The 20,598-nt window shown below is 52.0% G+C and carries 21 protein-coding genes; 18 read left to right on the top strand and 3 right to left on the bottom strand.

Translation table 11 applies throughout. The annotated features are described in order from the left end of the window. Window positions 1-220: 220 nt before the first annotated feature. The 3 genes from ilvN (at window position 221) to HG66A1_RS14925 (ending at window position 2,980) form a co-directional block, all read left to right on the top strand. Window positions 221-739 carry an acetolactate synthase small subunit gene (ilvN, locus tag HG66A1_RS14915; RefSeq protein ID WP_145185352.1) on the top strand — a complete coding sequence of 173 codons (519 nt, stop codon included), beginning with the start codon at window positions 221-223 and terminating at the stop codon, window positions 737-739. Window positions 740-912: 173 nt separating this feature from the next. Beyond that, window positions 913-1,917 (top strand): ketol-acid reductoisomerase, encoded by a 1,005-nt coding sequence (gene ilvC, locus HG66A1_RS14920; protein WP_145185355.1) that lies wholly within the window; start codon window positions 913-915, stop codon window positions 1,915-1,917. Between the two features lie 193 nt (window positions 1,918-2,110). Next, window positions 2,111-2,980 carry a radical SAM protein gene (locus HG66A1_RS14925; RefSeq protein ID WP_145185358.1) on the top strand — a complete coding sequence of 290 codons (870 nt, stop codon included), beginning with the start codon at window positions 2,111-2,113 and terminating at the stop codon, window positions 2,978-2,980. 50 nt (window positions 2,981-3,030) lie between these two features. On the opposite strand, the gene HG66A1_RS14930 is transcribed toward HG66A1_RS14925, so the two are convergent. Further along, entirely contained in the window at window positions 3,031-4,158 is a 1,128-nt protein-coding gene (locus HG66A1_RS14930; protein ID WP_145185361.1) for a DUF4912 domain-containing protein, read from the bottom strand. A gap of 867 nt (window positions 4,159-5,025) precedes the next feature. Between HG66A1_RS14930 and HG66A1_RS14935 the strand changes: the two genes are divergently transcribed. From HG66A1_RS14935 to HG66A1_RS15005, 14 genes are all read left to right on the top strand, one after another. After that, window positions 5,026-5,385: an AtpZ/AtpI family protein gene (locus HG66A1_RS14935; protein WP_145185364.1), complete on the top strand. Its 360-nt coding sequence runs from the start codon at window positions 5,026-5,028 to the stop codon at window positions 5,383-5,385. A 50-nt stretch (window positions 5,386-5,435) separates the two neighbouring features. Then, entirely contained in the window at window positions 5,436-5,837 is a 402-nt protein-coding gene (locus tag HG66A1_RS14940; RefSeq protein ID WP_145185367.1) for a hypothetical protein, read from the top strand. A gap of 166 nt (window positions 5,838-6,003) precedes the next feature. Continuing rightward, window positions 6,004-6,753, top strand: a complete 750-nt coding sequence (atpB, locus tag HG66A1_RS14945; RefSeq protein ID WP_232105119.1) for a F0F1 ATP synthase subunit A — start codon at window positions 6,004-6,006, stop codon at window positions 6,751-6,753. Window positions 6,754-6,958: 205 nt separating this feature from the next. Then, window positions 6,959-7,153, top strand: a complete 195-nt coding sequence (gene atpE / locus HG66A1_RS32810) for an ATP synthase F0 subunit C (protein ID WP_145046274.1) — start codon at window positions 6,959-6,961, stop codon at window positions 7,151-7,153. A gap of 144 nt (window positions 7,154-7,297) precedes the next feature. Then, window positions 7,298-7,888, top strand: a complete 591-nt coding sequence (gene atpF, locus HG66A1_RS14955) for a F0F1 ATP synthase subunit B (RefSeq protein ID WP_187781984.1) — start codon at window positions 7,298-7,300, stop codon at window positions 7,886-7,888. Window positions 7,889-8,006: 118 nt separating this feature from the next. Further along, a complete protein-coding gene (gene atpH, locus HG66A1_RS14960) occupies window positions 8,007-8,609 on the top strand; it encodes an ATP synthase F1 subunit delta (RefSeq protein ID WP_232106868.1) in 603 nt (200 codons plus the stop codon). After that, window positions 8,560-10,077, top strand: a complete 1,518-nt coding sequence (gene atpA, locus HG66A1_RS14965) for a F0F1 ATP synthase subunit alpha (protein WP_145185379.1) — start codon at window positions 8,560-8,562, stop codon at window positions 10,075-10,077. Before atpH ends, atpA begins: the two co-directional genes overlap by 50 nt. Window positions 10,078-10,135: 58 nt before the next feature. Beyond that, the gene (gene atpG / locus HG66A1_RS14970; RefSeq protein ID WP_145185382.1) at window positions 10,136-11,008 is read left to right on the top strand and encodes an ATP synthase F1 subunit gamma; all 873 of its coding nucleotides are present in this window, start codon (window positions 10,136-10,138) and stop codon (window positions 11,006-11,008) included. A 73-nt stretch (window positions 11,009-11,081) separates the two neighbouring features. Continuing rightward, the gene (gene atpD / locus HG66A1_RS14975; RefSeq protein ID WP_145185385.1) at window positions 11,082-12,536 is read left to right on the top strand and encodes a F0F1 ATP synthase subunit beta; all 1,455 of its coding nucleotides are present in this window, start codon (window positions 11,082-11,084) and stop codon (window positions 12,534-12,536) included. A 94-nt stretch (window positions 12,537-12,630) separates the two neighbouring features. After that, on the top strand, window positions 12,631-13,032 hold the full coding sequence (locus HG66A1_RS14980) for a F0F1 ATP synthase subunit epsilon (RefSeq protein WP_145185388.1): 402 nt from the start codon (window positions 12,631-12,633) through the stop codon (window positions 13,030-13,032). 491 nt (window positions 13,033-13,523) lie between these two features. After that, on the top strand, window positions 13,524-14,012 hold the full coding sequence (locus HG66A1_RS14990) for a hypothetical protein (protein ID WP_145185394.1): 489 nt from the start codon (window positions 13,524-13,526) through the stop codon (window positions 14,010-14,012). A 56-nt stretch (window positions 14,013-14,068) separates the two neighbouring features. Then, window positions 14,069-15,211 carry a hypothetical protein gene (locus HG66A1_RS14995; RefSeq protein WP_145185397.1) on the top strand — a complete coding sequence of 381 codons (1,143 nt, stop codon included), beginning with the start codon at window positions 14,069-14,071 and terminating at the stop codon, window positions 15,209-15,211. Between the two features lie 130 nt (window positions 15,212-15,341). Beyond that, complete coding sequence (locus HG66A1_RS15000) at window positions 15,342-15,779, top strand: nucleoside deaminase (RefSeq protein WP_145185400.1); 438 nt, start codon at window positions 15,342-15,344, stop codon at window positions 15,777-15,779. Beyond that, window positions 15,751-16,758 (top strand): hypothetical protein, encoded by a 1,008-nt coding sequence (locus HG66A1_RS15005; RefSeq protein ID WP_145185403.1) that lies wholly within the window; start codon window positions 15,751-15,753, stop codon window positions 16,756-16,758. Before HG66A1_RS15000 ends, HG66A1_RS15005 begins: the two co-directional genes overlap by 29 nt. A gap of 17 nt (window positions 16,759-16,775) precedes the next feature. On the opposite strand, the gene HG66A1_RS15010 is transcribed toward HG66A1_RS15005, so the two are convergent. After that, window positions 16,776-18,206 (bottom strand): DcaP family trimeric outer membrane transporter, encoded by a 1,431-nt coding sequence (locus tag HG66A1_RS15010; protein ID WP_145185406.1) that lies wholly within the window; start codon window positions 18,204-18,206, stop codon window positions 16,776-16,778. Window positions 18,207-18,463: 257 nt separating this feature from the next. On the opposite strand from HG66A1_RS15010, the gene HG66A1_RS15015 reads away from it, so the two are divergent. Then, complete coding sequence (locus HG66A1_RS15015; protein ID WP_145185409.1) at window positions 18,464-19,156, top strand: SGNH/GDSL hydrolase family protein; 693 nt, start codon at window positions 18,464-18,466, stop codon at window positions 19,154-19,156. Between the two features lie 11 nt (window positions 19,157-19,167). Here HG66A1_RS15015 and HG66A1_RS15020 read toward each other — a convergent pair whose 3' ends face one another. Further along, on the bottom strand, window positions 19,168-20,496 hold the full coding sequence (locus tag HG66A1_RS15020) for an MFS transporter (RefSeq protein WP_145185412.1): 1,329 nt from the start codon (window positions 20,494-20,496) through the stop codon (window positions 19,168-19,170). Window positions 20,497-20,598: the final 102 nt, after the last annotated feature.

The following is a 20,598-nucleotide window of genomic DNA, read 5'->3' on the forward strand; positions in this document are numbered from 1 at the left end:
CACGGAGTTTTCTTCGCAAATGAACCCGTTCGGGGGTAAACCTGTCTGTTCGGGAAGTAAGGTAGAGGCATAACCGGTCTAATCGTCCTGATCATAAGCCGAGTCTGAGAGTTATCGACTGCGGGACTTGCCGCGACTCACCGCCGCGACTAGACTGTATGCTTCAATCACTTGTCACGTATTTTTGAGTTTCTGATTGTACACGGATTAAGGTTTTGGGATGAAACACGTTCTTTCTGCTCTGGTCATGAATCAACCGGGTGTCCTGGCCCAGATTTCAGGCATGCTGGCCTCACGCTCTTTTAACATTGAGAGTCTGGCGGTCGGTGAAACCGAAGAACCCCAGTTTTCCCGAATTACTTTTGTCGTCGGCGATTACAACAAGCTGGATCAGGTCAGAAAACAGCTGGAAAAGCTGGTTACCGTAGTGAAAGTGGTCGATTTTTCCGGACAGGACTTTGTCGAACGCGACCTGATGCTGATGAAAGTGGCGACTCCCGGAAAAACCCGCTCAGAAATTCGCGAATTAGTCGAAATTTTCCGTGCGAAAATCGTTGACGTGAGCACCGAAAACGTAATGATCGAGATTTCCGGTCAGGAATCGAAGATCAATGCATTTATTGACGTGATGCGACCGTTTGGGATTCTTGAAATGGTTCGTACAGGTCGGATTGCCCTGTTACGCTCTGAAGTCGTGAAAGCAGAAGCTCCCTCTGAGGAACCTGTGGAAACAGCTTAAGAATCCGCCGCGAACAAACAAAAATGTGAATCACGGTTGTTTTGTTCTCTCTGGACGGCCTGTTGTGTTCCGAACTTCATTCGAATCAACGTGTGGCTGTTCAAGTTCCCTTTTGTAGAAGCGGATCCGGTTCTGCTTCTAACCGCCTTACAACAATACAAGAGATCAGGATTATGGCAGTAACAATTTATTACGATGACGATGCAGACTTGTCGCTGTTGAAAGACAAAACCATTGCCATCCTCGGCTACGGAAGCCAGGGACACGCTCAAGCTCAAAACCTTCGCGACAGTGGCTGTAACGTCATTATCGGTCAGCGTAAAGGCAGTGAAAACTACGATCTGGCCGTCAGCCATGGATTCGAACCGGTCTCTATCGCAGAAGCCACCAAACAGGGCGATCTGATCAATATTCTGCTTCCCGACGAAGTTCAGGGAGATCTCTACAAGAGCGACATCCTGCCGAACCTGAGCAAAGGCAACCTGCTGCTCTGCTCACACGGTTTCAACATTCACTTCAACCAGGTTGTTCCGCCCGCTGGCGTTGACGCAGCCCTGGTTGCTCCCAAAGGCCCCGGCCACCTGGTTCGCAGCGAATACGTTAAAGGGGGCGGTGTTCCTTCGCTGATCGCTCTGGTTGAAGGGGCTTCTGAAAGCACCCGTCAACTGGCTCTGGCCTATGCAAAAGGCATCGGCGGTACTCGCGGTGGTGTGATCGAAACATCTTTCGCTGAAGAAACCGAAACCGACCTGTTCGGCGAGCAGGTTGTGCTCTGCGGTGGTGTCAGTGAACTGGTTAAAGCCGGTTTTGATACTCTGGTTGAAGCCGGATATCAGCCCGAAATGGCCTACTTCGAATGTATGCACGAACTCAAACTGATCGTCGACCTGTTCTACCAGGGTGGTCTGAACTACATGCGGTACAGTGTCTCCAACACTGCTGAATACGGCGATTACTCCAGCGGTCCGCGGATCATCACCGACGAAACCCGCAAGGAAATGAAGAAGATCCTGGAAGAAATCCAGACCGGTGAATTTGCGAAGAACTGGTTGCTCGAAAACAAAGCCAACCAGGCTTCCTTCAAGGCGATCCGTCGTCTGAACCGGCAGCATCCCATCGAAGCCGTTGGTAAAGAACTGCGGCGGATGATGAGCTGGATTGATTCCAAAGAGGTCTAATCCAGGTCAATTCCATCGAATGACATCACAACGCGTCGGGAACGGATCTCTGTTCCTGACGCGTTTTTTATTTAACGGAACTTCACGATTCCACTCACTGCCGGGCGATAACTTACCAGCGGCCTCTTGTCTTTCCGGGTGACGACTCATATAAAACAGGTAGAACCGCTGTTTTTTCACGGGAAATCGAATCATGACCTCTTCACTCCCCCTGCACTCCCAACACCAGCGCACTTATCACGAGAATAAGTTCGTCTACCCGGTTTTATCCCGGCGGAGTAAGGGAATTTCTATCGGCGTGAACCTGAATCCGGACAAGATCTGCAACTTTGACTGTATCTACTGTCAGGTGGATCGCCGTGAGGAGTCAGAAACACGATTCGTGGGCTTCGATCAGCTGCTGCAGGAGCTCGATCATATGCTCAAGTTCGTGCTGAGTGGTGAGATCTACCAGGACGAAAAGTTCCAATCAGTCCCCCAGGAATTACGCCGCCTGAATGACATCGCCTTTTCCGGTGATGGTGAACCAACAACTTACAAGAACTTTGACCAGATTGTGGCTGCCGTTGCTGATCTTAAGCGCAAGCATGGCGCAAATGACGTCAAGTTGGTCCTGATCAGCAATGCAAGCATGTTTCACCGACCGGGCACACAGGCTGCCTTGAAGATTTTCGATGAGAATCAGGGAGAGGTCTGGGCAAAGCTGGATGCGGGAACGGAAGAGTACTTTAAACTCATCGATCGCACGAAAATCCGATTTTCACAGATCTTGGAGAACATCACCGCAGCTGCAAAACAGCGGCCAATTGTGATTCAGAGCCTGTTCATGCTCGTGAATGAGGAGCCGCCGAGTGATGCGGAAATCGACGCTTATTGCGCGCGTCTGAATGAATTCGTCGCAGCGGGAGGGCAGATCAAGCTGGTGCAGGTCTATACGATTGCCCGCAGTACAGCGGAAGCTTATGTGACTTCCCTCAAGTCAGGACAGGTCGATGAGATTGCCCGTAAAGTGCGCGAAGCGACCGGTTTGACGACCGAAGTCTATTACGGCAACGCCGACTGACAGAGAAGCGCACTCTGTCAGTCATCTGGCGAGGCGAGCGCAAATTCCAGTTATTCGTCGAGTTGAACGGGTTCCAGATCTTTGGTATTCCGTTCGATAGCCAGAACGATCGTCTGCTGACGTCGCTTGTTGGATGATGTGTTGACTGCAGGAATCACCTGACGCCCGTTGGGCAGGCTCAACCGCAGGGCAAAACGCCCTTCCTTGCTGACCGGGATCTTTTCGCCGAGCAGTGTCACTTCTGCCTGGGGATCGGAGGTGCCGTGAATCAACAGTTCCGTTTCAACATGGAATTCCTTTTTCGCCTGCTTGGCACGGGAACCGTTTGATTCGCCGCTGGGATCCAGACTTAAAGGTAAAGCGAGTCGTGAGGGAACGCCATTTCCGTTTTCCGCACGGGATGTATAACGCCGCGAACGGGTTGCGGAATAGTTGTTGTCCAGTCGACGCTTGATGCGTCCGCCTTTATCACAGACTTCCGGCATCGGAGGTGTGAGTTTGTGCGAGTAGACCAGTCCGAAAAACTTGTTTTGCGGAGTCACAAAACCCAGTTGCAGTTTGTAAGAGCGGGCCGGTTGATCGATCTGGACAAACCACAGACCGGAATCAATTTTGACTTCGACATCTTTCACATAGGCTTTGCTGGTGCGGCTGTTCTCGTTGGTTGTGATGTCGTAGACACGAATCACCGGAACGGCCTGATACCAGTAGGCCCCCAGGGCTGCTTTTGCCCGATCCAGACTGGATTGAGTAATTGTCCAGTTCGCCATTAACCAGTGAGAGTCTTTGACCTGTGCGGTGAGTTTTGTCTCAACTGATTCTGAAGTGGGGAGCATTCGATCACTCTGAGGCTTCTGACTATTCGATTTGAGAAGCTTCTGGATCCGAGCTGGTTGTTCGGAAGGAGTTTGAGTGGTCGAATTCTGAGAGGGATAAGCAGGGACAGCTGCCGGGTTCGGAGTAGAAGAAGGGATTGGAGAAGAGCTGGTAGATTTTTTATTGCTGGATGTGGTGGTTTTGCGTTTGGGCTTGGACTTCGCCATCTTGATTTTCGCGATGGCATTGACCAGTTCTTGCTTACGCATACCGTGCCAGCCTGCAATTCCGTGAGATTTGGCTGTGGCCGCTAAATCGCGACGTGTTTGGCTCTCAAGGGACTTTAGAATCGCTGGGGACATTTGGAATGACTCCCAAAATCAACCAAGACACTGGTCGGCGTCTTGATCATGCTCTTAGTCTTCCATGACACTCAGGATCAATGTAAAGCATATCTGCCCCGTTCCACACACTCTTATGGCCGCAGACCACATAAATCCTTTGATGCTAACGGCCCGAATGGTATGAACACCTTGTAAACGTCAAATCAATATTTCGACCAGGACGCTACTCTCCCAGAACAGAAAGCCACTAGTAGTAATTCTCACTTTCAGGAACCAGAACTGAACCCAAGAGTTCGTCCTGAGATTCCCTACCCTTCAAGTCTGCACGTCTAAACAGTCACAAATCGTCGTATACAGTCTGGTAAAGCGATGATTACCGGGTCTGGAAACGCGTTTGAACGGTGTTTGAGATGTCGGCTGACACATGAAACATGTTTGAAGCGTTAGGACACTTTTTAACACGGGCGTTGATAAAAAGCAACTAATGCGGCATTTCCAATTATACAAAAACTTATCAGAACGTTCACCATCCCGTTATATAACAGTCACTTAAGAATTTAGTCTCATCAAAAATTCATAGTGTTGTCCAAGAGCCTGCTCAACGAAACCTCACGTGATCATACGCTTCACATTTCCCGTCCTGCCCAAAGTCTAAGTGGTTGTACTGATTTCAGATCAGCAGACTCCCCTGATAACCGTCGCCTGAAAACTACAGAAAGATCTCTGCAGCTCAGATCTATTCTTATGACTAATAGAACCACCGTGTCCAGAATGCCAATAATGAGAAAACCGGTAATCACATATTTCAGGTTACAGATACTTTGACTCCTGGGAGACATCTCTTTACAGTCTGAACAAGTCAGTTCGGATTGGTTCTTTAATTACGTGCTGACTGCGACACGATCTTCTGTTTTTGATACATCATCGAAAGCAACCTCCATGCCTCAACCGGACCGGCGCGGTCGTTCTGCCCTGGTAGAAGCCCATCAATGGGTCAGCCGCCTGACAACAGTCAGTCTGGAAATGGTGCTACCTGCTTTTCTGGGTTATTGGCTCGACAAGCAGTGGGGGACACTGCCCTGGCTGACCGCAGTTGGTGCCGTGTTTGGTTTTATAGCCGGGATGATGCATTTGCTGCAAATGGCTAAAGAAGCCGAGCAGAAGGAACGAAAAAGGAAAGATCGGTCAACCGACAAAAAGAATTCAAATCAGAGAGATGACCAATCGTCTGCAACAGACTCCTGAATCTCTCGAATGATAACCGCCAGTAATACCATCAACACTACCCGCTGACCATGCAATCAACGCCAAAGACATCAGACTCAGCTTTCAAACAGTGCGGCATTCTGACCGCTACACTGTTGGGTCTGTTTGCAGTGCTTTATCTGCCGGCTCAGCGACTGGTTGGCCCCCTTGCAGTGGAAGGCTTAACCTATGCCACCCTGCTCTGTCTGATTCCGGGACTGATTCTCTTTCCTGTGGTCGGATTTCTGAATCGTGAAATCGCTCCTGTTGCCATCGTGGGTATCTCCACCTTACTGCGGCTGATGACCGTCGGGCTCGGGGCATTGATCATTTTGAAAGTCAAACCTGATTTTGGTTTACCCGAATTTTTGATTTGGTTATTGATTTGTTACTTTGCGTCTCTATTGGTTGAAACCTTACTGCTCGTTCGGTACTCTGCCGAAGCCGTTTAGAGTAAACAGAGTTTTGATCAGAAACATTTTTTAATATCGAGCTGAAGCAATGGCCGCGGGTCACTCTGATACCTTCCATCATGTTCGCGATTTCGCTCATTTCGACCTTCCCACTGGTTTGCAGGTTGAGCTGCCACGTATTTTGGGATTTCAGGTTACGAAATTCATGCTGCTTCAGCTGATCGCAGTCGCATTCCTGTTCTTTGTTTTCCGGGGACTGGCGAAACGGGCCGCAGGCGGTCAGGTCGTCACCGGACGCTGGTGGAACTTCTGGGAATCCATCGTGATCTACATGCGGGACGAAGTCGTCCGGCCGACCATCGGTGAAGGACATCACCACGATGATGACGATCACGATCATGGTCACCACCACGAACAACAGGTGGGACACCCTGCCGATAAATATCTGCCGTTCGTGCTCTCCTGCTTCTTCTACGTTCTGATCTGCAACCTGCTGGGTGCGATTCCCTGGCTGGGTTCGGCAACAGGCGAGTTGAACGTGACGATCGCACTGGCCTTCACCACATTCTGTGCCGTCATCATGTACGGCGTCAGAGAACTGGGTTTCTTCCGCTTCTGGATGTCGCTGGCACCGTCGATGGAACTGCCTTTTCTGCTCAAGATTATTCTGGTCCCCATGATCTGGGTGATCGAGCTGGTCGGCTTTCTGATTAAGCATGCCGTACTGGCCATTCGATTGTTTGCCAATATCATGGCAGGTCATACCGTGATTGCCGTTTTCCTCGGCTTCATCGCTTTGACTGCTGATTCAAGTATGTGGGCCGTAGTGATGCCTTCCAGCATCATTGCCCAGGTCCTCGTTGGTCTGTTGGAACTGTTCGTTGCATTCCTCCAGGCATATGTGTTTGCGTTTCTTGCAACTCTGTTTATCGGAACCGCAGTACATCCTCACTGAGATGTCCGTCGGTATCTGACTCAGACTTGCTGTGTATATTTCTAGAGTGTTCCTCGTTGAGAAAGGTCAGGGGATAATTACAATGATCCAGGCTTTACGGATTATGTGCGTGACATGTGTTGTTGTATTGGCCACAGCTGTTCCAGCATTGGCTCAAGAAGGTGGCGCAGCTGAAGAAGGTGCTGCCGCAGCACAGGCAGCTGGTATCTCTCTGGGTGCCATTGGTGCCGGTATCACCATTATTGGTGCTGCTCTGGGGATTGGTAAAATCGGTGCATCTGCTGTTGAAGCAATCGCCCGTCAGCCAGAAGCCGGTGGTAAGATTCAGACTGCAATGATTATTGCTGCAGCGTTGATCGAAGGTGCTACCTTCTTCGCGCTCATCATCTGTCTGATCTGATTCTGCTCAGGCAGAGAACAGACGGTCGAATCGTCAGACATGAACCGCTGACGTTATTTCGGGCAATATCTTTAACCTCCTTCAGACAACAATGTGAGATTTTTGATCATGTTTAAAAGTCTTTTTTCAAGCCGATGCATGATCATGCTGCTCGTATTCGGTGGCATGATTCTGGGTACTGCCCTGCTGGGCTCAGATGCATCCTTGTATGCAGCAGAAGACGCAGGTCACCATGCAGGCCCGCCCCTGCACTGGAAAACCGACCTGGCATTATGGTCATTCGTTGTGTTCGTGGCATTCATCGTTGTACTCAAGTCATTTGCCTGGGGACCACTTATCCAGGCTCTGGACGAACGGGAACAGCGGGTTGTCACGGCTATCAGCGATGCAGAATCAAAACAACGAGAGTCTGAAGAACTGGTTAAAGAGCATACCCGAAAGATCGAAGCAGCTCAGGACGAAATCCAGGCAATGATGGTCGAGGCCCGCTCCGATGCAGATCGCATCAAGCAGGATGTACTCGAACAGGCACGCCAGGAAGCAGAGTCAATCAAAGCTCATGCTGTCGATGAAATTGAACGTGCCCGGGAACTGGCATTGAAAGATCTGTTCGACCAGATGAACTCCCGCGTAATCGATGCTACCGAGCATGTACTGGGGCGTGCCCTCAACGAGTCCGATCGTGATCGGCTCGTTGAAGAAGCTCTGGCACAGATTTCCGGAAGTTCGAACTGAACTAACGACAAAACTTTTTCAAACCTGTTGTATCAAGTTTGAAGTATTCATCCTTTAGCAGTGAGTTGTGATCAGCGTGAACGATCAGGAACAAATCAAAGCTCGGATTCCAAGTGTGATGGAGGACCCTGGTGCCATTTCGGTGGCCAAGGTGTATGCCAAAGCGTTTCTTGGTTCAGTCCCCGAGTCCGATAAAGACTCCGCCATTGAGGAGTTTGCTGAATTTCTGAATGTTGCACTGAATCAGTATCCCCAGTTCGGGAAGATGCTCACCACGCGATCGCTGAATAAAGAGGAATCTTTACAGCTGATCGACCGGGCGATTGCCCCGCATGCCTCGGAACTTTTCACGAATTTCCTGCGTGTGCTGGGACGGCACGAGCGACTGAATCTGTTACAGCAGATCTATACACAGATCAACAAACTGCGTGATGCAGAAGTCGGTAAAAAGGCCGTTGTGGTCAAATCGGCTTTCGAACTTTCGGATCCTATTTTAGACAGCATCCGACAGCGTTTGAATGACACACTGGGCTTTATCCCGGTATTAAAGACATCCATAGACCAGAACGTCCTGGGCGGACTGGTTATTCAGGTTGATGACACAGTTTATGATGGTTCCCTGCGTACTCGGCTGAAACAGCTGCGAGGACGTTTGGACAATAGGAGCATTCATGAAATTCAAAGCGGACGAGATCGCTTCAGTTATCCAGAAGGAAATTGAAGACTTTCGCGGCGAAATCGAAACCAGCGAAGTGGGGCGGGTCCTTGAGGTGGGCGATGGTATTGCTCGCGTCTATGGACTGTCTTCTGCCATGTCTGGTGAAATGGTTGAGTTTTCCAATGGTGTACGCGGCCAGGTCTTCAACCTTGAAGAAAACTCGGTCGGTATCATTATTTTCGGTGATTACCTTTCGATTGCCGAAGGTGATGAAGTACGCAGCACAGGAGCCCTGCTCTCAGTGCCTGTCAGTGATAACCTGCTGGGGCGCGTCATTGACCCGCTGGGTGTGCCACTGGACGGAAAAGGCCCGATTGTGGCAACGGAATCCAGACCTCTGGAAGTTGCTGCCCCCGGTGTTGCTGCCCGTCAGCCTGTGAAACAGCCTCTGGCTACCGGGATCAAGGCGATCGACGCTATGACTCCCATCGGACGTGGTCAACGTGAGTTGATTATTGGTGACCGTAAGACCGGTAAAACCGCCATCGCCATCGATGCGATTCTGAACCAGAAGGGGAAGGACGTAGTCTGTGTGTATGTCGGCTGTGGTCAGCGATCCGCCAGTATTGCCGGCGTTGTTGCTCAGCTTGAAGAACACGGTGCGATGGACTACACAGTGGTTGTCGCCGCGTCTTCCAGTGACCCTGCACCGCTGCAGTACATTGCTCCTTACGCTGGTGCCGCAATCGCAGAATACTACATGTATCAGGGTAAACACACCCTGGTCGTTTACGATGACTTGTCCAAGCAGGCACAGGCTTATCGCCAGCTGTCACTGTTGATGCGTCGTCCTCCCGGACGTGAAGCTTACCCGGGTGACGTATTCTACTGTCACAGCCGTCTGTTGGAACGTTCTGCCCGTCTGAGTGATGAACTCGGTGGTGGTTCGATGACTGCTCTGCCGATTATTGAAACACTGGAAGGGGAAGTCTCTGCCTACATTCCCACCAACGTGATTTCGATTACCGACGGTCAGATCTATCTGGAACCGGACCTGTTCTTCGCCGGGATTCGTCCCGCGATCAACGTGGGTATCAGTGTATCCCGCGTGGGTGGTAATGCTCAGACGAAGGCAACCAAGAGTGTTTCCGGTAGTCTGCGACTCGACCTGGCTGCCTTCCGTGAACTGGAAGCGTTTGCCCAGATGGGTACCGAACTGGATAAAGCAACCCAGGCTCAGCTGGACCGCGGTTATCGCATGGTGGAACTGCTGAAACAGCCTCAGTTCAAACCGATGGCAATGGCCGATCAGGTTGTCAGTCTGTTTGCCGGAACCAAAGGTTTCTTCGACAAAGTGCCGATTAGCCAGGTTCAGGACGCTGAAAACGAGATGCTGCAGTTCATCCATGATCAGTATCCTGAGATCACCGATAAGATCACAGAAACCGGACAGTTGGAAGACGAAACCGTCGAACAGCTCAAAACGGTTCTGGCGACCTTTGTCGAGCAGTACCTGCGTAAGAACGCGTAGTCGACTCGTTACCGTATTCATTGCTTGCACAGTTAATCGAAAACAGGTTTAGAATCTAATGGCCAAAGCACGTGCCATCGTCAAACGATTAAAGGCAGTTAAAAACATCCGTAAGATCACACGGACCATGGAATTGATCGCCACCGCGCGATTCAAGAAAGCCATGGACCGTGCTGCGGAAGCTGCTGCCTATACCCGCAAGATTTCCGAGCTCGTCGCCGATCTGTCCCAGGCAAATCTGGAATTCCACCATCCCCTGCTGGAAAAACACGAAACCGAAAAGAACTCGGTACTGCTCGTCCTGACATCCAACCGGGGATTGTGTGGCGGTTACAACACCGGCGTTTTGAAACTGGCACTCAAGCGTTACCAGGAACTGCAGAGCGAAGGACAGAATGTCCGTCTGGAAGTATCCGGTAAGCGTGGTATCAGCTTTTTGAAATTCCAGGGAGTTACGGCCGACAACAGCTACACGCACTTCGAAGATCGTCCGACCTTTGAAGAAGTAGACGATCTGGCCAGCCGTTATATTACGGAATACATCGAAGGCAAAATCGATCGACTCGACGTCGCCTACACCGAATTCATCTCGTCTTCCCGCCAGGCAGCGGTCGTGCACTCACTGCTGCCGATTGGTGCTCTGGAGACATCAGAGACTGATTCGGATGAACAATACGACTATGAATTCCTGCCTTCTGCTCAGGAAATCCTTGAGGAAATCGTTCCGACTGCATTTAAGGCCCGCCTGTTTAAATGCTTCCTTGATGCGGCGGTGAGTGAGCAGATTGCCCGCATGGTCGCCATGAAAGGCGCCACAGAAAATGCGAATGAAATGGTGGGAACCCTGTCGGCTCAGTACAATCGTGCTCGACAGACCCAGATTACATCGGAAATCCTGGAAATCATCGGTGGGGCAGCAGCTCTCGAGTAATTTCCGGCCATCCCGGCATGGCACATTATGGTTTTTTACAGATTGATCAACATCAGAAAGTAGAGACATATCAATGGCGACAACCGAAGCCAGTACAGAAAGTTCAGTTGGCAAAATCACTCAGATCATCGGTTCTACCTTTGATGCTGAGTTTCCCGAGCATGCAATGCCGGAAATCTACAACGCTTTGACTGTCAACGAAAACATCAAAGGTGTTGAGATCAAAGTAACCGGGGAAGTTCAGCAGCATCTGGGTGGCGGTCGTGTCCGCTGCGTCGCACTGGGCTCTACCGACGGCATGGTCCGCGGAATGAGTGTGCATGACACCGGTGCTCCCGTTTCTGTTCCCGTTGGTAAGGGAACTCTGGGGCGTGTCTTCAACCTGCTCGGCGATCCCGTTGATGGTCGTGGTGCAGTTGAAACCGACGAACGCTGGCCGATCCACCGGAAAGCTCCTGCTCTGGAAAACCTGAGTGCCAAAACCGAGCTCTTTGAAACCGGGATCAAAGTGGTCGACCTGCTGACCCCGTTCGTGCGTGGCGGTAAAGCTGGTCTGTTCGGTGGTGCCGGTCTGGGTAAGACCGTGATTCTGACCGAGTTGATCGCTCGTATCGCGAGTGCCCACGGTGGTTACTCTGTATTCGCCGGTGTGGGTGAGCGGACCCGTGAAGGGAACGACCTCTGGCTGGAAATGCAGGAAACGAAAATCGGTCAGACCGAACGTTCCGTGATCGAGCAGACCTGTATGGTCTTCGGTCAGATGAACGAACCGCCGGGAGCCCGTCTGCGTGTCGCTCTGTCCGCTCTGACGATGGCTGAATGGTTCCGTGATACAACCGGTACCGACACCCTGCTCTTCGTGGACAACATCTTCCGGTTCTCACAGGCTGGTTCAGAAGTATCCGCTCTGCTGGGACGTATGCCTTCCGCCGTGGGTTACCAGCCAACACTGGGTACCGAGCTGGGTGAACTGCAGGAGCGAATCACTTCAACCAAGAATGGGGCGATCACCAGTGTGCAGGCTGTTTACGTGCCTGCTGACGACCCGACCGACCCTGCACCGGCAACGGCCTTCTCCCACCTGGATGCGTTCATTTACCTGGAACGAAAGATCTCCGAAAAAGGGATTTACCCGGCCATCGACCCGCTGGCTTCTTCCAGTCGTATTCTGGACCCACAGTATGTGGGTGAACGTCACTACCGCGTGGCTCGTGAAGTTCAGCAGACTCTGCAGCGTTATCGCGAACTACAGGACATTATCGCGATTCTGGGTGTTGATGAATTGAGCGAAGAAGACAAACTGATTGTGCATCGTGCCCGCCGTATTGAGCGGTTCCTGTCACAACCGTTCCTCGTGGCGGAAGTCTTCACTGGTAAAGCCGGTAAGATCACCCCGCTGGAAGATACCATTCGCAGCTTCGAAGAAATCTGTGCCGGTAAGTGGGACCACCTGCCGGAATCCGCCTTCATGTACGTGGGTGCGGTTGAAGAAGCAGAAGAACAAGCCAAGAGAATGGCTGAGAATTAAGACGTTTTGAACGTCGTGATCAGATTGTGGCCGAAACTGGTTTCGGTCACAATTTCCATCTGAATATCCTGTTTTGAATGTGGTTAGAGCACCCATGGCTCAAGAATTTCGCCTGTTATTAGTCACACCGGAAACGACTCTGCTGGATCAGCCCATCCAGAGCCTGCGTTGTACTCTGTATGACGGTCAAATCGGAATTCTCCCCGGTCGTATGCCCATGGTGGGACGCCTGGGTTATGGCGAACTGGTGTTTGAAGCCACTGACGGTAAAGAAGAACGCTACTTTGTCGATGGCGGCTTCCTGCAGGTCAAAGGCTCCGTGATCTCCGTTCTGACCGAACAGGCGATTCCGGCCGGCAAGTTGAATGCTGCCGATGCGGAAAAGATGCTCGAAGAAGCCCTCGACCGTACCGCAGTCGGCGATGAGCAATGCCAGGCCCGTCAGCGGGATCAGGATCGAGCCCGGGCGATGCTCGCACTGGCCCATCAGAAATAACCTGAACTTCAGGTTCCAGATACATCTTGATCTACAGCTCTGAATCTCATAAATAAGCTGAAATGCCTCGCGCGTTTCAGCTTATTTTTTTACTGGAGCCGTACATGACCGACGCGGAATCCCGCCAACCCGCCCCGCGCCCCTCGGTTGGAGTTCTATTCAAATGCTGTAATGTCTACAGCAGAATCTACGCAAACCACAACCAGAGTGCCTACGCCGGGCATTGTCCCCGCTGTGCAGCCCGAATTGAGGTCCCGATTTCGAAATCAGGGGGCTCTAACAGTCGATTCCTCTCTGGATCCTAACCTATTACTGGAAAATGCCTTATCACAAATGAAAATCTGACATTCTCAGGAAGAAAAATGCCTCTCCCAGCCAGAAACGTCTTGAGCTAAATCCTGAATTGCTCTAGGATTCGCCGCATTGATCAAATCAACACACCAGAAACAACTTCCATTCTGTCCTGCCTCTTCCTGATTTGAGCCTGTTCCATGGATTATCATCTCAAACCATTAGGTAAAACCTGTTCTTCGACGGGCAAGGAATTTGCGCCAGGTGAAACGGTGCATTCTGTGATCGTCGATCAGAACGGCCATCTGATTCGGATGGATTTTGCCGAAGATGCCTGGACAGGTCCTCCAGAAGGGGCTGTGGGAGACTGGACATTACAAGTACCGGAACCGGCTGCTCAGGGGGCTCGCAAAATCGATCCCGATGCGTTGATGCAGTACTTTGAACAGCTCTACGAGAATCCCAACCAGGTTCAGGAGAAATTCCTGTATGTCCTGGCACTGTTCCTGGTACAGAAACGTCGCCTGAAGCTGGATGGCTCGCGGAATGAGGATCAGAACTCCTATTTGCAACTGTCGGGAACACACGGTGAAGGCAGTTTCGAAATCCGTGATCAAAACCTGGAAGAGTCAGAAATCGAAGCCCTGCAGCAACAGTTAAACACACAGTTTTTAGAAGAGTGGGAATAAGGGACGTCCCCACTTTCGGACCATTCAACATGTCGCATGTTCAAGGAAGAACAGAAATGAAGAGATCCAGGCTGATCTTTCGACGGCTACGTGCCGTGACGCAAGTTTGTGCCTTGATCTGCTGTCTTCTGCTGCTCTCAGCGTGTTCTTCGGTCCGCACTTTTCTACCTCAGGAAGCTCCTGTCTGCGTTCTGCCTCCCAATGCCAGCTACACACAAATTGTGAATCACCTGAATTCACAGACTGACGGCGTCTTTGGCTGGCAGTCATCTTCTGTCAAAATCCGGGCACGACAGAAAGGGGGCATCCCTGTCAGTCTGAGTGCGATGCTGGCTGTAGAACAGCCCCAGCGTTTTCGCCTGGTGGCCAGTTCTCCCCTGGGACCCGAGGTTGATTTCGGTTCGAATGACGAACGATTCTGGTTCTGGGTTAAACGCAGCGATCAGAAAAACATTTTTACCGTCCGGCATGACCAGTACGAGGCCATGGGGTCTCAGCTGAATATCCCCTTCGAACCGGGCTGGCTGCTGGAAGCCCTGCGGGTCGTGCCGCTGAACGACAAAGAACTTGCGATTCAAAAAGAAGGTCAGAATTCACCGAACGTGAAACTGATCTCCGATCGCCTGCTGCCAAACGGCAAACTGGTACAGAAGATTATTGTCGTCAATCTCTGTACCGGGCATATCATCGAACAGTCCCTATATGACAGCCAGGGACAACGAATCGCGACCGCAACACTGGGTGAATATCGCACCTGCGGTGCCACGAATGCGGTTCTGCCCCACGTCATCAAGCTCGACTGGCCACAGGCGGGAATCGTGATGACGATGACCATGTCGCAGATCAGCGTCAATCCAGGCGTTCCTTCCGATGTCTGGGGACTGCCACAGATTCCGGGCTACCCCGTGCTGGACCTTGCTGCAGGACTGCCCCAGGTCAGGCATCAGGAAGCCTCCATAAGACATCGCCCGACACCGATTGAGTCACGGGTTGCCGAGCGGGTCGAACCCGCCTGGGCCGATTCACCGGGTCCGGAGCCTCAATGGAGAGCGACACAGGAAGAACCTCAGTTCGGTTTCGAAGAACCGGATACCTTCCCTGCCAGCGATACGATGCCTGCCCCCGAGGAAAATCCCTTCCGGGCGCCAGGCTCGTTTGAAGGGGCTGCAGAAGAACCACCGGGGCGCGTGAAGCTCTAACTTCGGCTGACTAAAGCCTGGATCAGCCAGGCACGCATTTCCTGCAGAATCCCCGTCGTAATTTCGCCCCGATTCGGTTATACCTTGATTCCAGTGGTTTTCGAATTACTTATCTGGGGAGAGCTCATCCATGGATGAATTCATGCAGGCGGCGATTGAGGAAGCGGAACAAGGCTTAAGAGAGGGAGGCGTTCCCATTGGTTCGGTGATCATGCATGAAGGCGAGATCATTGGCCGGGGGCATAACATGCGTCAGCAGCAGGGAAGTGCCATCCTGCACGGCGAAATGTCAGCTTTGGAAAATGCAGGACGGCAGCCAGCGTCCGTCTATCGCAACTCGGTCCTTTATACCACGCTCTCCCCCTGCCCCATGTGCAGTGGTGCCATTCGCCTGTATCAGATCCCCCGCGTGATCATCGGCGAAAATCAGACCTTTCTGGGCGATGAAGAACTGCTGAAAGCAAGCGGCGTTGAACTGGAAGTGCTGCAGGACCAGCGGTGTATCGATCTGATGAACCAGTTTATCGCAGCGCATCCGGATGTGTGGAACGAAGATATCGGCGAGTGATATGACTATGAGTATGTCTATTTTAACAAAACCTGCAGATGACCTTTTCAGGCGCCACAGAAATTTTAACCTGCTGTCGTTCCTGCTCATTGTCGGTTCTGTACTGCCAATACCCCGCCTGCAGGCGCAGCCTTATCTTATTAAACTTGACCGCCCTCTCGTTGAAAACGCGCACTACCAGGTAATCTATTCCGTTACCATAGAAGGGGGAGCTGAGTTTCAGGATCCCGACCGGGTTATTGTGCCCTATTCCGATTCCAAATATGTTTCAACTCATACCATTGAACTTCAAGGAGAGTTGAAACTGATGCGAACACCACAAGGACTGCAGAAAAACATCCAGGTCCACTCGTTTAAATTGAATGAAGAACTGCAGAGTGATGATTTCTACTTAGAGCTGAGCGGAAAAGAGTTAGTGATCATCGAACAGGGAAACAGAAAGCAGTTTTTCGTTTACGAAAAAAAGGTGACTGGATATGACCAGGAAGTTTTAACCAAGCTGTTTTTTATAGACCGGATTGGTGCAGTCGGGACAGATATACTTCTAGGGACTGAATCTGAACAGCAGATTGGCGGTACCTGGAAGTTCTCACAAAATACGATCGATTGGAGTGAATATCTTGCGTCCTTCTCGGCTGTGGATGACTTGGACCTGAAGATGGACCGTTCAGGGACGGTCAAACTGTTATCGACAGGGAAAGTTCACGGCATCGACTGTCTGCAATTGCATTGCTCGGAAGAATATTCTGATTACATGACAGGCTATATTCTCGACAATCTGAAAATTCTGGATTCCAGTCTGAAACAGACTGTTACCGGCTCGATCCCCAAAGATCCTGCTTTGCCCTGGAGAAAAGTGGAACTCGTCAGTCAGGCCGAATGCACGACCCATCAACGGAATGAGCCATTCCACGATGTTTTTCACACACAATGGATCGCCATTAAGGCATCCAGGGAAATCTTGCTTCCCTCAAAATAAATCCGTCACGAACAGAATCACGGCAGATCAAAGATGAACGAGGTCTGCAGGCGGTGTGCATCGCCTGTCCCGCCGCCGACATCTTCCTTGGTTCCATACAGATACTCAACACCGATCTTGACGTTCTCGATCGGATTCCAGATCAGGTTTGCCGCCAGGTAAGTGGTCTGTTTGACATCTGTGGCCGTTTGAAAGGTTGAGGTATCAAGGGTATTTTCGGCATAGGTGAAGTTGGAGCTGAGTTCGTCATTCCAGTCATGGGTCAGACCGATCATCCAGCCGAACATGGGTAACAGATCACCCTTGTTGGCGGCTGTCGGCGCGGCATCAGGCAGGGACCGATAACTGCCGATCCCTTCACCGAATACGATCTGTGAATAGACCTTTGTGCGTTCAGTAATCAGCCGCACGCCAGTGAAGTTGAAGCCATAGGCGAAACTGGTGACAACATCCTGCCCTGTCGGCTGGAACCCGACGACACGATACAGGCCCGCGACCTGGTACTGACCACAGTCATTCTCATAACGCAGTCGGGTGACAAAATCGGGGGACGGACTGCGGGGTTCGCCCGTAATTCCCTGGGGAGGCTCGATAATAAAATTCGAATCTTCGACAGAGACCGCGAACGTTGTATTTTCATTGAAGACGTGCTCCGTCCAGCGGACCTGCGCCTGCCTGCGGTTCACAGCAGAGACGGAGCCTTCGAAGTCGAGTGTTGCAGGAGCAGCTGCCACGTCGGTGAATGTCGTCCAGGTCTGCCCCACCAGCAGTGACCCCGACTGTCCGAAAGCATGCCTTAATCGAAAGCGGTTTCCGTCACTGAAGAAGTCACCTTCCACGTAGACGCGAACCAGGCGGCCATTCGTCAGCCAGCGGGTATCAAAACTCAAGCGAGACTGCCGCGCATGAAACCGGGCATTCGTCCGGGGAGGAGCGCCGATGGGAATGTCAGTCGTCACAAATGAGTCTGTCGAATCGATGGGATTGAAATCATAGATGAAATCGGCTTTGACAAAACCGCCGATTTTCATCGCGGCTTCTTTACCAAAGATGATTAATCCATCGGAGAACGAGGGGGCAGCGTAGAGATCCAGGCCGACGTTAAACTGACGGGCATCTGTGATATAGGGGTCTGCCAGGAGCTCGGGATTGACTTCCCCGCTCCCCACGCCCATGGTCAGCGAAGGCACAATCGCCTGACTGGAATCGGGCTCATCCGGAAGCGGACTGCTGTCTAAATTGTTCGACTCATCCAGCGAGATATTCACCCGGCCGGGCTCATCCGTCATCACTCCCGGTGCAAAGGGCTGATCGACAGACAGAAACGGATCGTAAGCGGATCGCGCAGCAGGCTCCGGTGGCAAAGACCGACTTTGTGCCCCGACTGTGGCGGGAACAACGGTCAGTGCCAGCAGCAAGGTACAGGCAAGCTTCGTATTCCAGTGCATGGGATGTGAAGTGGGAGAATTGGATTTTGAGCTGAGAGAGTTGAGGAGAGGCAGATTTATAGCAGAAACCGTAAAATGTGAAAACCTCGGTTTTCAGCGGGAGCACTACATTCAATTACTCATATCTGACTACATGACATACACTTACGGCTCGCCGCCAATTGTGGTCATGGCTTGCGTTCTGTTAATTTGTATGACTATGATGAACGTCAATACTCGCGTCTGTTTCAAATCAACCTGCTGGAAAGACCGCCATTATGCTCAAAATGATCTACCTGCTGTTGCTGGTAACTCCCCTGCTCTGTACGGCAACCTCTTCTGCTGCAGAGGTCATCAATGCCGGCGTCGGCGGTAATCGCAGTTCACAACTGCTAAAGCGACTGGAGCGGGATGTGCTCTCGAAGCAGCCGACCGTGGTCGTGCTGATGGTGGGCACGAATGACCGGCTTAACTCGGGAGGCTTTATTGACATCAAGGCGTACCGCAAGAATGTGGTATCGCTGATCGATCAGATTCAGGCAGGCGGTGCGAAGGTCGTCCTGATGACGCCCCCTACGTGTATTCCGGAGTTGCTGTTTACACGACATGACTCCACAAAATACGCCGACCAGGCGCCGCAAGCGCGCATGCAGGAAGTACGAACCGTCCTGCTGGACCTTTCGCGTCAAAAGCAGATTCCGGTAATCGACTTTCATGACTATCTGATCGACCACAAAATTGCAGACGCTTCAAAAACCAGTGTCATCCGTAATCCGGCAAACAGCGGCGTCAAAGATGGCGTGCATCTGACGCCGGCCGGTTATCAGCTGCTGGCCAGACTCGTCGCTGAGAAACTGAAAGCAGAGCAACTGGATGTCACGAAGGTGATCTGTTTCGGTGACAGCCTGACGAAAGGATCCAGACAGGCGAACTACCCGGCCTCTCTACAGCAGCTGCTTTCAGACAAGTAAAGCCACCACGATCAGTCTTCTTCCTCCGCCGCTGGTTCAGGTAGCCAGAAACAGGCGATCGATCCGATCAGGTAAACCGCCAGCGCGACGCAGGCCGCTGCGAGTGCCGTCGATTTACTCGGCATCAGCGGAGTCAATGTTGTCGTCATCAGGGCAGCCGAAGTACCAATCATGCGACCGCCGATATTGGCCGCGAAGCTTTCTCCGGTACCTCTTAAATGCAGCGGATAGGCGCGGGGCAGATAGTTCCCCCAGAAGCTGAACTGGGCAATCGTCACCAGACCGGCAAAGAAAATGCCCCACTTCAGCAGCTCCAGATTGTCGCGGGCCGGAAAAAGATAGACGAGCGGAATCAAAATCAGGCCGGGAATCTGAAACAGACGCATCAGCCCACGGCGACTGACAATCCAGATGGCACACACGGCGAACAGGAAGCGTCCTGTCAGACCGCCAATCTCCTGGTAAAAGTTAACCTCGGCGGCGGTGGATTGTTCGATCTTCTTCTGGATGGGCACCGGCTTCCCCGCAGTCATCTCTTTGACCTGCGGCAGCGTGGGGACGATGCGCGGCGTATGCTGCAGGGCACCAAAGGCGGCCCCGTAACTGCAGGCGAACATGATGGTCGTCACGATGGTTGTACGGCGATATCGGGGTGAAAAGAGCTCCGCGATACTGGGGCGCTTCAAAGTCCCGGCGTTCTTCTTTTTCTCCCATTCGGGAGACTCCGGCAGGAACGGACGGATAATAATCAGCGGCAGCGCTGGAATGACACCGGAAATCAGCGTGTACCGCCAGGCCTCGTGTCCGCCAGCGATCGCGGGGAACTGGTCACCGTATTGTAATGCGAGCCAGTTGGCACCGGTCACCAGCAGCCCCCCGAAAGAAGAAAACGCCTGTGTGAAACCAAGTACGGCTTCACGCCGTTTCGGATCGGGAAACAGTTCTGCCAGCCAGGCGACCGCCGCAACGAATTCCACACAAACGCCGATAAAAGTCGTACAGCGGAGGACGATCAGCATTTCGATTGAAGTCACAAAGCCAGCCGCACAGGCCGAGAAGGCATAAAGCAGGATGCTTCCCACCAGGACCCTGCGGCGGCCCAGCAGGTCAGTCAGATAGCCGCCAAGCAATCCGAAGACACCACCCACCATGGCCGGCAGAAAGAAGAGCATGCCGACCCAGTATTCAAACTGCGGGGTCCCAGGACTGGCACCGACCAGATCCTGCAAGGCGGGACGAACAATCAAGGGGAGCATCAGCAGTTCGTAGATGTCAAACGCAAAGCCGATGGACGCGATAATGCAGATCAACCACTGCGTACGGGTAAACCGGGGGTTCATACGGAAGGCTCTCTTTCTGATCAGGGAGGGATTGGGCAGTAACAGGTACTGGCGAGATGGCAGTCAGGTCACTCAGCTGGTGACAGGAGAGAGCTTCCCTTT

The organism is Gimesia chilikensis (assembly GCF_007744075.1).
In the GTDB taxonomy this organism is placed as follows: Bacteria; Planctomycetota; Planctomycetia; order Planctomycetales; family Planctomycetaceae; genus Gimesia; species Gimesia chilikensis_A.

Bases quoted from the DNA above. Each gene is read 5' to 3' on its own strand.
- HG66A1_RS14980 (WP_145185388.1), top strand. From the start codon at position 12,631: ATGGCTCAAGAATTTCGCCTGTTATTAGTCACACCGGAAACGACTCTG.
- HG66A1_RS14940 (WP_145185367.1), top strand. From the start codon at position 5,436: ATGCAATCAACGCCAAAGACATCAGACTCAGCTTTCAAACAGTGCGGC.
- ilvC (WP_145185355.1), top strand. From the start codon at position 913: ATGGCAGTAACAATTTATTACGATGACGATGCAGACTTGTCGCTGTTG.
- HG66A1_RS14930 (WP_145185361.1), bottom strand. From the start codon at position 4,158: ATGTCCCCAGCGATTCTAAAGTCCCTTGAGAGCCAAACACGTCGCGAT.
- atpB (WP_232105119.1), top strand. From the start codon at position 6,004: ATGCTGCTTCAGCTGATCGCAGTCGCATTCCTGTTCTTTGTTTTCCGG.
- HG66A1_RS14925 (WP_145185358.1), top strand. From the start codon at position 2,111: ATGACCTCTTCACTCCCCCTGCACTCCCAACACCAGCGCACTTATCAC.
- atpH (WP_232106868.1), top strand. From the start codon at position 8,007: ATGGAGGACCCTGGTGCCATTTCGGTGGCCAAGGTGTATGCCAAAGCG.
- HG66A1_RS15020 (WP_145185412.1), bottom strand. From the start codon at position 20,496: ATGAACCCCCGGTTTACCCGTACGCAGTGGTTGATCTGCATTATCGCG.
- HG66A1_RS15015 (WP_145185409.1), top strand. From the start codon at position 18,464: ATGCTCAAAATGATCTACCTGCTGTTGCTGGTAACTCCCCTGCTCTGT.
- ilvN (WP_145185352.1), top strand. From the start codon at position 221: ATGAAACACGTTCTTTCTGCTCTGGTCATGAATCAACCGGGTGTCCTG.
- HG66A1_RS15010 (WP_145185406.1), bottom strand. From the start codon at position 18,206: ATGCACTGGAATACGAAGCTTGCCTGTACCTTGCTGCTGGCACTGACC.
- atpA (WP_145185379.1), top strand. From the start codon at position 8,560: ATGAAATTCAAAGCGGACGAGATCGCTTCAGTTATCCAGAAGGAAATT.
- HG66A1_RS14990 (WP_145185394.1), top strand. From the start codon at position 13,524: ATGGATTATCATCTCAAACCATTAGGTAAAACCTGTTCTTCGACGGGC.
- atpD (WP_145185385.1), top strand. From the start codon at position 11,082: ATGGCGACAACCGAAGCCAGTACAGAAAGTTCAGTTGGCAAAATCACT.
- HG66A1_RS15000 (WP_145185400.1), top strand. From the start codon at position 15,342: ATGGATGAATTCATGCAGGCGGCGATTGAGGAAGCGGAACAAGGCTTA.
- HG66A1_RS15005 (WP_145185403.1), top strand. From the start codon at position 15,751: ATGTGTGGAACGAAGATATCGGCGAGTGATATGACTATGAGTATGTCT.
- atpG (WP_145185382.1), top strand. From the start codon at position 10,136: ATGGCCAAAGCACGTGCCATCGTCAAACGATTAAAGGCAGTTAAAAAC.
- HG66A1_RS14995 (WP_145185397.1), top strand. From the start codon at position 14,069: ATGAAGAGATCCAGGCTGATCTTTCGACGGCTACGTGCCGTGACGCAA.
- atpF (WP_187781984.1), top strand. From the start codon at position 7,298: ATGCTGCTCGTATTCGGTGGCATGATTCTGGGTACTGCCCTGCTGGGC.